The sequence below is a fragment of the Streptococcus mitis genome, assembly GCF_946190115.1.
In the GTDB taxonomy this organism is placed as follows: Bacteria; Bacillota; Bacilli; order Lactobacillales; family Streptococcaceae; genus Streptococcus; species Streptococcus mitis_CO.
The window spans coordinates 146,488-160,306 of the sequence record NZ_CAMHZG010000004.1 but is presented as its reverse complement, the minus strand read 5'-3'; the positions used below and the strand labels follow the sequence as shown (position 1 = coordinate 160,306).

At 33.5% G+C, this 13,819-nt stretch carries 8 protein-coding genes and 2 pseudogenes; all 10 read left to right on the top strand.

Going from position 1 to position 13,819, the window contains the following annotated elements:
- On the top strand, window positions 1–768 hold a 768-nt coding region (locus N8L90_RS03500), incomplete at its 5' end, for an LPXTG cell wall anchor domain-containing protein (RefSeq protein WP_261024172.1).
- A 958-nt stretch (window positions 769–1,726) separates the two neighbouring features.
- Window positions 1,727–1,832, top strand: a pseudogene (locus N8L90_RS09630) (CatB-related O-acetyltransferase); the annotation flags it as partial.
- 289 nt (window positions 1,833–2,121) lie between these two features.
- Window positions 2,122–3,006 (top strand): glycosyltransferase family 2 protein, encoded by an 885-nt coding sequence (locus N8L90_RS03490; protein WP_261024181.1) that lies wholly within the window; start codon window positions 2,122–2,124, stop codon window positions 3,004–3,006.
- Window positions 3,007–3,470: 464 nt separating this feature from the next.
- Window positions 3,471–5,555 (top strand): glycosyltransferase, encoded by a 2,085-nt coding sequence (locus tag N8L90_RS03485; protein WP_261024171.1) that lies wholly within the window; start codon window positions 3,471–3,473, stop codon window positions 5,553–5,555.
- Window positions 5,552–6,430, top strand: a complete 879-nt coding sequence (locus N8L90_RS03480; RefSeq protein ID WP_261024170.1) for a DapH/DapD/GlmU-related protein — start codon at window positions 5,552–5,554, stop codon at window positions 6,428–6,430. The genes N8L90_RS03485 and N8L90_RS03480 overlap by 4 nt, the downstream gene beginning before the upstream one ends.
- Window positions 6,431–6,448: 18 nt before the next feature.
- On the top strand, window positions 6,449–7,657 hold the full coding sequence (locus N8L90_RS03475; RefSeq protein ID WP_261024168.1) for a glycosyltransferase: 1,209 nt from the start codon (window positions 6,449–6,451) through the stop codon (window positions 7,655–7,657).
- Between the two features lie 11 nt (window positions 7,658–7,668).
- Window positions 7,669–9,396 carry a glycosyltransferase family 2 protein gene (locus N8L90_RS03470; RefSeq protein ID WP_261024166.1) on the top strand — a complete coding sequence of 576 codons (1,728 nt, stop codon included), beginning with the start codon at window positions 7,669–7,671 and terminating at the stop codon, window positions 9,394–9,396.
- Window positions 9,397–9,496: 100 nt separating this feature from the next.
- Window positions 9,497–10,492: pseudogene (locus N8L90_RS03465) on the top strand (sugar transferase); the annotation flags it as partial.
- A 132-nt stretch (window positions 10,493–10,624) separates the two neighbouring features.
- The gene (locus tag N8L90_RS03460; protein ID WP_314725721.1) at window positions 10,625–11,734 is read left to right on the top strand and encodes an SP_1767 family glycosyltransferase; all 1,110 of its coding nucleotides are present in this window, start codon (window positions 10,625–10,627) and stop codon (window positions 11,732–11,734) included.
- 27 nt (window positions 11,735–11,761) lie between these two features.
- Window positions 11,762–13,819 carry an SP_1767 family glycosyltransferase gene (locus N8L90_RS03455; protein WP_261024164.1) on the top strand — a complete coding sequence of 686 codons (2,058 nt, stop codon included), beginning with the start codon at window positions 11,762–11,764 and terminating at the stop codon, window positions 13,817–13,819.

The following is a 13,819-nucleotide window of genomic DNA, read 5'->3' as shown; positions in this document are numbered from 1 at the left end:
ACATCAGCATCAACAAGTGCCGTAGCGTCTACATCAGCATCAACAAGTGCGGTAGCCTCTACATCAGCAAGCACAAGCGCTGTAGCGTCTACCTCAGCATCAACAAGTGCCGTAGCGTCTACGTCAGCGTCAACAAGTGCCGTAGCGTCTACGTCAGCAAGCACAAGTGCTGTAGCGTCTACCTCAGCATCGACTAGCGCTGTAGCGTCTACGTCAGCGTCAACAAGCGCTGTAGCGTCTACGTCAGCATCAACAAGTGCAAGCACGTCAGCAAGTCAATCGACTTCAACAAGTATGTCAGTTCCGGATAGTACTGATAAACCAGACTTTAGTTTGAGTGATAGTGCTTCGCAGTCAGCAAGTCTAAGCACGTCAGTCTCAACATCGGTATCTATGTCTATTTCAACAAGCACATCAGTCTCTGAATCAGCATCAACAAGTACGTCAACTTCAGCAAGCACAAGTGCCTCTGAGTCAGCATCAACAAGTGCATCGGTATCAGCAAGCACAAGCGCTTCTGAGTCAGCATCAACAAGCGCATCGGCATCAGCAAGCACATCAGTCTCTGAACCAGCATCAACAAGTGCGTCAGCTTCAGCAGACACATTATCTTCTGAAACACCATCAGAATCAGCAGCTAAGTCAAGACAGCAATTGCCAAATACAGGTACAGAAACTTCCAAATCATCTGTACTCCTTGGAGCTTTGGCAGCTGTGACTGGTTTAGGTCTGTTTGCGAAACGCCGTAAACGTGATGACGAAGAATAATTGGATTAAAAATACATAGGAAGTATTATTATTTCGATTTATGAAAAATCCCTTGGATGAAAACTCATCCAGGGGATTTTTTGCATTATTTCGTCGTAAATGTCCACTAATGATCGATAGTTGTATTCGCATTTTTCCTGTACGATTGTAACCTATGGTAAACAAGACTTTAAGACCTCATTTTACTTGTTGATTAATATCCTTGAAGAAATAAAACTCTATCGGCATGACTTTGAATCGTATATGATTATCTTTCCAATTCGTTAATTGTATGTAAATTTATTAATTTTCAATTCTGGGATAGCCTTGATATTTCTATGTAAGTTACTTTTATTATAAGAGCATTTGTGGTAAGATGTATATAACAAGAGAGCGCTATATAGTCTCTCTATATGAAGGGCAAATAATACTAAATTTGTATAAAGTTTTCGTTAGATGACTACTTATTCAGATTGTAGGTGAACTGATAGATATAGTCAATTTAGTTGGAGGGGGAAGTTTTAATTGCTATCTGGAAAATTCTGTTTATTTTCACATAAAAATAAGCAACACCAACGTTATTTTCAATTTTTACCTGATGGTCAGATTAGAGATATTGGTGGAGCAGGTCATGATAATGAGCGGTTTTGGAAATTAGAAGATCACAAACTTAAATTATATTCTAAGTCAGAGCAACTAACAGCAGTTTTTGAGTGTTGCTATGAAGAAGTAGGTTATTCCTACTGGGAAGGATTACATCAGGAAACGATTCCCTTAGAAATACGAATATATGATTCGCGTTCGGACTTATTTGATTACTTGACAAAATATACTTGTCGTTATTTGATTGATTACGGAGCCTTAATAGTAGGGAAACATACGTATGGCATTCCACAATTAATTGACTATGACCACGGAGGTCAGGTTATAATTGGTGATTATTGTTCTATTGGGCATAATGTTCAATTTATAACTGCAAATCATGGCTGGGGTAACTATTGGAGATGGTGCAGTCATAGCAGCAGGTGCTCTAGTGACCAAGGATGTAGAACCATATGCTGTTGTAGGAGGCAATCCAGCCAAAGTGATTCGTTATCGTATCGCAGAGCCTACTTTCCGTGAACAGATGTTAGAAATTGCGTGGTGGAATTGGCCAGAAGACATTATTTCTGAACGATTGGATAAAATCATGAGTAAGGATATATCAGGATTTATAAAAGAATACTTACCAAATGCAGGGGAAGTTAAATGTGATTGATCTGTTATTAGAAATATTAGAATTGATTTAGGGCATATCTTAAAAAATGCCTACTGTACTGAAATCGACTTTGTTTTTTATATATTACATCAGAAAAGGAGTATATGATTAAAATGATGGAAAAAATAAGTGTTATCGTTCCTGTTTATATGTCAGAACTATATCTTGAAAAATGCTTGGATAGTATCGTTCAACAAACTTATCAAAATCTTGAAATTATTTTGATTAATGATGGCTCAACAGATGGTTCAGCCGCAATCTGTCAACGTTATCAAAATCAAGATACACGTGTCAAAGTCTATCATAAAAGAAATGGGGGAGTTTCTTCTAGCCGCAATCGTGCCTTGGAAGTTGTAACTGGGGATTATATCGTTTTTGTAGATAATGATGACTGGTTGGAGTTGGATCATATCCAAAATCTTTATGATTTATTGAAAAAAACAGATGCAGATATTGCAATCGGAAACTTTACTCAATTTCAGGAGGAACAAAATAGCTTTTTACTTCATGTAGGAAGAGATGATTATTTTGAACAGACCTATACGCCATTTGAATGGTTTTACCATCAATACGATGGTGAGTATAATTTTAGTCAATGCTTCACAGTTCCGTGGGCGAAGTTATACAAGACAGAGCTGTTTAAGGATATTGTATATCCAACAGATAAAAGTGTAGAGGATGATTACACAACTTATAAAGTTTATCTTCAGGCAGATAAAATTGCTTTTATGAATAAGGCTATTTATATCCATAGAAAACGTTCTACAAGTGTTACAAGGACAGTCAATCTTGCAGATGTATATCCCTTAAAGAGTATTGAAGAACGTATGACTATTCTACAATTAATTGGAGCTCCTCAGGAGTTATTAGATAGAGAAATTCAAGCTTATAAATGGCGATTATCTATTCATGAAGAAGAAACTCTTAAACATGGGGACGTGGAATCTTATCAACAAATTTTGGTCAAAAAAGCAATTGCAGCTAAATATTTTGAAGGTTAGTCAAACACATTTTATAAATTGATTTTTCTCTATTTTTAGATAGAAAAAGTGGCCTATACTCAAAAATTAGAATGTTATCTAAATTTTGATATAGGTTGCTTTTTTACGTTTGTCAGATAGCTATTCTAAAATAATAAGATTCTTTATATCAATAGATTCTTAAAAGATGCTTGATATGCGGACAGATGAGTCATTTCTTTGGATGAAGTGAATTAAAAATGTATCTTTAGGATTGATCATTAGAAAATGTGATCACATAATTGCAGTAAGATTGCAATGCTGAATATTTCAAATTATTTTCCTTTTGTTTTTGCATAATCATTCAATTTGAAATGTGATTATAATTTAGTATTGTAAGAACGTTATTGTCAATGAAATAAACATATTTTTTTAATTTGAAATTCCTTAATAGCTTAAAAAATAGCATAAAAAATGTTATAATAGTAGGAAAGGAGAACGGCTACATGACTGAAAAAATTACGGTAATAGTACCAGTTTATAATGTTGAACATTATCTAGAAAAATGTTTGGATAGTTTGATTGATCAAACTTATAAAAATCTTGAGATTATTGTTGTCAATGATGGCTCTACAGATAATTCGGGCACAATTTGTCAAGAGTATGCACAAAAAGATGATCGGATTGTTTATATTGAAAAAGAAAATGGTGGTTTATCAGATGCGAGAAATGTAGGTCTGGACAAAATGACTGGATCTTACGTAACTTTTGTCGATTCAGATGATTGGGTTGAGTCGGATTATGTAGAAGTTCTATATAATAAATTAATTGAGTCTCAGGCAGATGTTTCGGTCGGGAATTACTATTCTTACAATGAAGATGAGAGGATGTATTACTTTCACATAAATGGTGACTCTTATTATGAAAAAGTATATGACAATGTTTCTATCTTTGAGAACTTATATGAATCAAAAGAAATGAAGAATTTCGCACTAATTTCTGCGTGTGGGAAACTTTATAAGGCGAAACTATTTGATTATATTCGATTTGATAGAGGTAAACTAGGTGAAGATGGGTATATGAATCAAAAATTATATTTATTAGTTCAAAAAGTAATCTATATAAATCAAGGTCTGTACGCATATCGCCAGAGAAGTGGGAGTATTACAAAAACTTGGACAGAGAAGTGGATGCACGCCTTAGTTGATGCCATGTCTGAACGTATTACTCTACTAGCTAATATGGGTTATCCTCTTGAGAAACACTTAGCAGTTTATCGTCAGATGCTGGAAGTCAGTCTCGCAAATGGTCAAGTCAGTGGCTTATCTAATACAGCAACGTATAAAGAGTTTGAAATGAAAAGAACTCTTTTAAATCAGTTATCGATACAAGAGTCAAGCGAAAAGAAAGCTGTTGTACTAGCAGCAAACTATGGCTATGTGGACCAAGTTTTAACGACTATCAAGTCTATTTGCTATCATAATCGTTCGATTCGTTTTTATCTGATTAATAGCGATTTTCCAAATGAATGGATCAAGCAATTAAATAAGCGCTTAGAAAAGTTTGATTCAGAAATTATTAATTGTCGGGTCACATCTGAGCAAATTTCGCGTTATAAAACTGACATTAGTTATACTGTTTTTTTGCGTTATTTTGTGTCTGATTTCGTGAAAGAAGACAAAGCTCTTTATTTAGACTGCGATTTATTGGTAACGAAAAATCTAGATGATTTATTTGCTACAGACTTACAAGATTATCCTTTGGCTGCTGTTAGAGATTTCGGGGGAAGAGCCTATTTTGGTCGAGAAATCTTTAATGCAGGTGTTCTCTTGATTAATAATGCTATTTGGAAAAAAGAGAATATGACTCAAAAACTGATTGACTTAACCAATGAATGGCATGATAAAGTGGATCAGGCTGATCAAAGTATTTTAAATATGCTTTTTGAAAATAAATGGCTGGAATTGAACTTCGATTATAATCATATTGTCATTCATAAGCAGTTCACTGATTATCAATTACCAGCAGGTCAAGATTATCCTGGTATTATCCATTATCTTTCATATAGGAAACCGTGGAAAGATTTGGCGGCGCAAACCTATCGTGATGTTTGGTGGTATTACCATAACCTAGAATGGACAGAATTGGGACAAAATCATCATTTATATCCGCTACAAAAGTCCCATATCTATCCTACAAAAGAACCTTTCGCTTGTTTAATCTATACAGCTTCAGATCATATTGAACAAATTGAGACATTGATTCAATCCTTACCAGACATTCAGTTTAAGATAGCAGCTAGAGTAATGGTCAGTGATAAATTAGCCCAGATGACAGTTTATCCAAACGTGACTATTTTTAATGGTATCCATTATTTGTTAGATGTCGATACTGAATTGGTGAATACTTGTCAAGTGCTTTTAGATATTAATCATGGAGAAAAGACAGAAGAGATTCTAAATAAATTTGCTAAACTTGGGAAGCCTATTTTATCCTTTGAAAACACCAAATCCTACGAAGTAGGTCAGGAAGTATATGCTGTTGACCAAGTTCAAACAATGATTGAGAAATTAAGAGAAATAAATAAATGAAGAATAATCATCTATTAGGTGATGCCCTGATTTTGACTGTCAGTGATCAGATTGAAGAGTTGGGTTATCTCCTTGAAAACTTACCAAACATCTGTTTTCATATTGCAGCACCTGTCCAGTTTTCGGATAAAATCCGTAGTTTAGAAACTAAATACAATATCCGACTTCTAACAGTTACGAATGAACAACAGTTGAACTTTCTAGTAAACATCTGCGACATCCTATTAGATATCAATCATTTTCAAGAAGTTGATTCTATTGTTTCCAAATTTGTGCAGGCTGGTAAAACGGTCTTGGCTTTTGACAATACAGTCCATGGAAATCAGGGGCAGGAAGTTTTTCTATCAAGTACACCAGATAAATTGGTTTCTAGAGTGAGAGAGTGTCTGAATGAAGTCAGTGTGGGAGTAAATCATCAAGAAAAAATCATCCAAGATGGGATTTGGAATGTATTTCAAATAGATGATAAGGCTAACTTCCTTGTGGGAGCCAATGTCATCTGTAGAAATTTTGAAAATTTTAATGTTTCTTCTGGCAAGTTGATACTGCATGATGGTGTCTTTATCAACAACTCTTGTAGTTTTAACTGTATGGAAAGAATTGAAATCGGTTCAGGCACCATGATGGGAGAGGACGTTCGTTTCTATGATCACGACCATATTTATACTGCTGAAACAATCGAAAAATGGCAGTGGACTACAGCGCCAATTAGAGTTGGAAGAGATTGCTGGATAGGAAGTAATGTCACAATTTTAAAAGGAGTGACGATTGGGGATAATACAATTATTGGGGCGGGTTGTCTTGTTCGCAATGATGTTCCGGCAAATAGTGTGGTTTATAATGATGGAAATCTTATTATAAAAAAAAGAAATTAATCTGGAAATGAGTGGAGTATGAATACAAAAAAAGCAATCGTTTTAGGAGCAGATAATAATTATCGTGACAAATTGGAAACAACTATTAAATCTATTTGTTACCATAACAGAGACTTGAAATTTTATGTTTTTAATGAAGATATCCCCAAAGAGTGGTTTTATCTGATGGAGGAGAGACTAGAGAAACTAAACTGTGAAATTTTGAATATAGAAATTGATGCAGAAAAAGTAAAGTATTTTTCTACTCCTGATGAACATATCAAATACATGACTTATTTTCGCTATTTTATTGCAGAATTTGTGAAAGAAGATAGAGCCTTGTATTTGGACTGTGATATGGTTGTTCATGGGAATATAAATCCATTATTTCATAAAGATTTCGAAGAAAATTATATAATCGCCGTTCCAGATGGTTGGTATAAAAATATTTTTAATGCAGGAATGATGATGGTAAATGTTCACAAGTGGAGAACTGATAATATTTGTCAAAATCTTTTAGAGTTGACTGCAGAAAAGCATCAAGAAGTTTATGGGGATCAAGGAGTCTTAAATTTATTATTTGAACATAAGTGGAAAAAAGTATCCCCTCATTATAATTTTATGGTTGGACTTGATACCTTGGCTTATTGGGCTCAAAAGCCAGAGTGGTTTTTAAATAGTTGGGATGAAAACTATAAACCTGCTATTATTCATTTTGAAGGTAAAGATAAACCGTGGAATAATTCATTAAAAACAAGATATAGAGAATTGTGGTGGTTTTATAATGGTTTGGATTGGAAAACTATTTTGTTGCAAGTTGATAGCAAACCAACTATGTTCAGTGAAATTGCATCAGTTTGCTTATTCCATACGGCTATTTTTACAGATACACAAGATTTGGAACACATAGAATATCTAGTAGAAAACCTCTCTAATGTTCACTTTCATATTTTTGCTCATAGTTATTTTGGACCCAGAGTACAAGTATTGAACAGTTTTAAAAATGTATCTCTTTATCCAAATTATACTCCATATCAATCACAAGAAATCCTTAGTAAATTAGATTTTTATCTAGATATCAATCATAATCGGGAAATAGATAATATTATTTCAAAAGTTCACGGTCTATCAAAACAGATATTTGCTTTTGAGAATACGAGTCATGATACAAATAATCGAAGTCAGATATTGTCTTCAACAGAGCCAAAGGAAATGGTAAAAGTCATTAAACAGTTTTTAGGAGAATAATTACATAACTTATGGATGAATTAATTAGTATTATAGTTCCAATATATAATGTTGAGGAATACTTGCGAGAGTGCTTGGATAGTATTCAAAAACAAACTTATCCGAATTTTGAATGCATCATGGTCAATGATGGTTCTACGGATAATTCGAAACAAATAGCAGAAGAGTATCTAGTGGATAGTCGATTTAGGTTAATTAATCAAAGTAATCAAGGTTTAAGTGGAGCTAGAAATACAGGGATTAGCCGTGTTAGAGAAGAATCTACTTTTGTAGCCTTTGTAGATAGTGATGATTATGTTTATCCTAATTTTTTAGAAACATTAGTAGAATACATCGAAGAAGATGTTGATATTATAGAAGGAATGGTTGAACATTATCATAATGGAAATATCTATTATTTTCCTCAAGTTGAACACTATAAAGTGATTCTAGAAACTGTATCAGAAAAATTAGAGAAGTTAGCTTTAGAAAGAATTAGAAATGGTGTTTTCCCTAAATTAATTCGAAGAGAGCTTTTGAATGATAATTTTTTTCCAAAAGGATGGCTTTTTGAAGATTTAGCAGTCGTACCAGAGCTTGTAACTAATTCAACTAAATGGGTTAAAATACAGGAGACTGTATATACTTATAGAATTCGAGATAACTCTATTATTACAAGTTCGTTTTCAGAAAAAGATTTAGTTATATTTAAAATTTTTGAAAAATTTGATTTTTTTTTCAAAGATGAGTCGCTTGACATAAAAATTTGGGTAGAAAAATTAAAATTACTGCATATAAATTATAGAAGCCAGAAAGTACCTAATCAGTATATAGAGAGATATCAAAAAGAAAAAGAACGAATATTATCAAACATCGAAGAGTATGAAAAGGGAGAACTGATAAGTATTATCGTACCTATTTACAATAGTGAAAATTATTTACGCCAATGCTTAGATAGTATTATGGGGCAGACTTATAAAAATTTCGAGTGTTTATTAATAAATGATGGTTCACCTGATCATTCAGCGGATATTTGTAGAGAGTATGTTTCTAAAGACTCTCGTTTTCTCTATTTTGAAAAGGAAAATGGTGGGGTATCCTCTGCACGTAATCTAGGTATCGAACGTTCGAAAGGAGAATATATCACTTTTATTGATTCGGATGATTGGGTAGATTCTGATTATTTAGAAGTTTTATATACGACTCTTTTAGAAGAAGGAGCAGATATAACTGTCTCGACATATAAACGATTCAATATAAAAGATAGTTGTTTCTACTTTCATATTTTTCAAAGAGGATATGATAAAAAGACATTTACAGGTCAAGAATTGATTGCTAGTTTGCAAGCATTGTCTTCTTTTGATCGTTCTTATATTTCTTCTAGTAATAAATTGGTGAAGAGTAGACAATTGAAGACAATTCGTTTCAACGAAAAAACAACCTTAGGAGAAGATATGGAATTTTGGTATAAACTATATCTAATCTCTGATAAAATTGTATATGTAAACAAAGATACTTACATTTATCGAACTAGTAACGATGAATACAAACACTTTGAATTAGAAAAAATTAGGAGTGATATTCAACATCGATTGAATTTTATTGCATTTTTAACTGCTAGAAAGTTGGAAGTTAGTTCGTATGTAGATGATTGTGTATTGTATCTTCACGATCTAGTCGACAAGATGAAATTAGAGGGATTGGAATTTACTCAAACTGCAAGATGGTTGCAAGAGGTACTATTTCTACTAGAAGGATAATATGTTAGTCTGTAGGTAAACAAAAAGTATTTGTAGATGATGAGAGGATTGTTTAAAATCAATAACTAGGAAAAAAAGATATGATAGAAAGTGGAGAGAAATGAAGCTACATATTACCAATCTATATGGAATGGCTAGAGAAAGTACAGCAACTATTGCTCAAAATGCTGTTCAAAAAATTGCTGCTCAACTAGGATTTAGAGAGTTAGGAATTTATTTTTACCATGCCTCATCTGAAACTGTAGAAGAGAGAAGTAGAAGATTAGACGGGATTCTAGCAAGTGTTTCGATAGGAGATATTGTTGTTTTTCAAACACCTACTTGGAATGGTCTAGAGTTTGAAAGAGAGTTTTTAAGTAAGTTGAAACTTCTCAATGTGAAAATCATAGTATTTGTCCATGATGTGATTCCCTTGATGTTTAAAGCAAATGAATTTCTGATGCAGGATTATATCAATCTTTACAACATGGCGGATAGCATCATTTTACCATCAGAAGCTATGAAAGAGAAACTGCTTCAAAATGGCTTGAATGTTAAAAAAATCATTTTTCAAAGAATGTGGGATCATCCTCATGATTTGGACTTACATGAACCTATATTTAAAAAAGAAATCTATTTTGCAGGAAATTTAAGCCGTTTCCCAGAATTAAAAACCTGGGAGGGGACAGTTCTGCTAACTGTATTTTCAAATGAAGAACAGCTTTCTTTATCAAATCAAGTTCATATTGCGGGCTGGAAGACTGATGAAGAAATGCTCTTAGAGTTATCAAAAGGTGGATTTGGACTGGTTTGGACTACACATCAAAATGAGGAACAAAATATAGATTATTACAGTATGAATGTTTCTTATAAGTTAAGTACTTATTTAGCGGCAGGTATCCCTGTCATTATTCCTGCTACCTTGTCTAACTCGGACTTTATAGTAGAGCAAGGATTGGGATTTGTAGTTGATAACTTAGAGGAAGCAAGCCATTTGGTGGAACAACTGTCAGAAGAAGCCTATCTTCAAATGTGTAGTAGAGTACGTTATTTTTCCTTTTTACTAAGTCAAGGTTTTTATGCAAAACAGTTCTTGTTGCAAGCAGTTTTTGAATTAGGAATTAGTAACAATCAAACATTACGAGGTATTCGACTATTGACAGTTACAAATAGTCAGGATTTGGAACAAATTGAATACCTAGTAGAACAACTTCCTGAGTGTGATTTTAGCATTGCTGCTAGAACTCTTATGGGACCACGTTTGACAAACTTAGCCGAGAAAGAAAATGTCTATCTATATCCGGCCTCAGATTCAGAAAAGATTGACAAACTACTAGACAAGACTGATCTATATTTGGATATTAACTATGGTGGAGAAGTAGATGGTGTATTTAATGGTTTATTAGAAAAAAATATTCCTAGCTTTGCTTTTTATAAAACACAAAATGGAGAAAAAGGACAGTATCTCTTTTCTATCAAAAACGTTGATGCTATGGTAGCTGCAATTCGGAATTATGCTGAAACAAAACAATTGCCCAATAAACCATTTGATTTTGAAGTGCAGACCATAGATGAAACGCTTGATTATATTCTGGAGCATCAATCTTCAATAGCTCGCTTTGGTGATGGCGAAGCTGCAATCATGCTAGGACAATCTATTAATTATCAGAAATCTGATCCTAAACTTGCAGAAGAATTGAAATTTATTTTTAATCAAGAAAGTAGTCCTACATTAGTCATTGGTTTACAAGAGGGGTTAAAAAATCGTTTCTCTTTTGTTCCAGATGCCTTAGCATTTTGGAGACAATATTTAGAGGATTATGAGGAATTTTATCTAGAGTATTGTAAAAATTCTTGGTACGGCTCAACTTTTATTTCTAGACCTTATATTGATTTTTTAGATAAATCAAAAGCAAAATCTCAATTTGAAAAGTTGAAAAAACTATGGGAAGGAAGAGATATCCTTATCGTAGAAGGCTATACTTCTAGATCTGGGGTAGGAAATGATTTATTTGATGGAGCTAAGAGCATTAAGCGAATTATTTGCCCGTCTCGGCATGCCTATGATAAGAAAGATGAGATAATGGAAGCAATACTGAACCATGCTGATGGGTGTTTGGTTTTGTTAATGCTAGGTCCTACAGCTAAGGTTTTAGCCTATCAACTTGCAAATAAGGGTATGCAGGCAATTGATATCGGACATGTTGATTCTGAGTATGAGTGGATGCAGATGGGAGCTGAGACTAAGATTTTATTACACAATAAACATACTGCAGAGTTTAATCTAGATACAGAAATAGAATTAGCAGATGATGAAGTATATTTGAGTCAGGTTGTTGTAGACTTAAGTGCAGAATAGTATTAATCATGGGATTTCGGAGGAAAAATGACATCAGATAGAATTGCAATCGTTTTGATTGCTGATCAAGCCTATACAGAACAATTGACTGTGACCATGAAATCCATCATGTATCACAATAAATCAGTCGATTTTTATATCATCAATCAAGGTATTATGCCAGACTGGTTTAGAAAAATGAGACGTATAGTGAGAAATTTGGGAGGGGAACTTTATAATATTCCTTTTGACATAGGATTGATTTCAGCTGAGTTGAGAACACAAAATCACATTGGTACGATTGCCTATGCTAAGTATTTTATTCCTCGCCTTATTGATAGGAAGAGAGTGCTTTATCTAGATACAGATGTTATTGTTAATGGCAACTTAATCTCTTTTTTCTTAACAGATTTAAAAGGCTTTCCAGTAGCTGCTGTACGTGATGTGGATGGTAGTTTTAATACCGGTGTCATGCTTATTGATAATCTACAATGGAAGGAGTTATCTGTTTCGGATCAATGTTTAGAGTTATCTGAAGGTAAGAAAAGCGAACATTGGGAATTGGAACATTTTAACGGAGATCAAACGATATTGAACTCTGTTTTTCAGGATAATTGGTTAGAGTTGGATAAGCGGTTTAATGTTCAGGTAGGTTATGATTTGGTTGCTTTTTATAATCATTGGACAGAACATTTTAATCTAGAGGATGAACCACTTGTGATTCATTATACAACTAATAGAAAACCATGGAATAGTTCAGCTTCTTACCGATTTCGTGAAAAATGGTGGGAATTTTATAATTTAGAGCTTTCTCAGGTATTAGCCCATCATCTGGGTGAATTTTCTTTAAAAAAAGAAAAGCAAGGATTAGATTTTCTTACATTAACTAGTACAGAAGAGTTTGAAGAAATTGAACATTTAGCAAGTACCTTTCCAGAACATCGCTTCCATATAGTTGCTTACACTCCAGTAGGGTCATATCTGAATTGTTTAGGACAGTTAGATAATATCTATTTGCATCCAGAGTGCACTACAGCTACCTTAGAAGAATTATTTAAGGATGTAGATGCCTATCTGAATATTAATTATGGGGAAATAGATGAAACTATTTTAACACGCATAAGCCAGCTGAAGAAACCTATTTTTTCATTCTATGCTACTCATAAGGGAAAGATAACTCAGTATTTATTTCTGAGAAAAGAAATTGAAAAGCTTGATGATGCTATTCGTTTACTTTCAGAAGTTGGAGTAGATAGATTTAATCAAGAATTTAAACAAGAAGATTTATTTGATATTTCAGTCATGTCTATAGATGAAACCTTGGATGAACTTTTGAAAACGGAGAAATCACTCATTCGTTTTGGTGACGGAGAGTTTAATATTATGAATGGGTACAGCATCGCTTTTCAAGAATATAACGAAGAGTTAGCGAGAGGTATGAAAGAAATCTTACTGACAGCAAATCAAGAAGAAATGTTACTTTGTATGCCAGAAGTATTTAAAGCTTTCAAGGGAGAATTTCCACTAGATTATAATTCGGAAACTTTTTGGAAAAAAGAATTAGATCGCTACGCAGACTTTTTTAAAGAGTATTGTCAATCTAAAATATATGGCTCAGCCTTTATTTCTAGACCGTATATCTATAGTAAAGATCGGACTCGTGCGTTTGATCAATTTGAAAAGATGAAACAATTGTTCGAAGGGAAAGACTTACTAATTGTAGAAGGAACGACTTCGCGGTCAGGTGTTGGGAATGATTTGTTTGATAAAGCAAATTCAATTAAGCGTATTATTTGTCCCTCTCATAATGCTTTTTCTAAAATCAAGGAAATTAGAGAAAAGATTTTAGAACATTCAGAAGGACGATTGATTTTATTGATGTTGGGGCCAACTGCTAAGGTACTAGCTTACCAATTAACCCAACAAGGATATCGTGCTTTAGATCTTGGCCATATTGATTCAGAGTATGAATGGATGCAAATGAAGGCTGAAACAAAGGTTCAATTAAAACATAAACATACTGCTGAATTTAATTTCGATCAAGATATTGAATTTATTGACGATGAAGGTTATAACAGACAAATTGTCGCAGATTTATCCAAATAA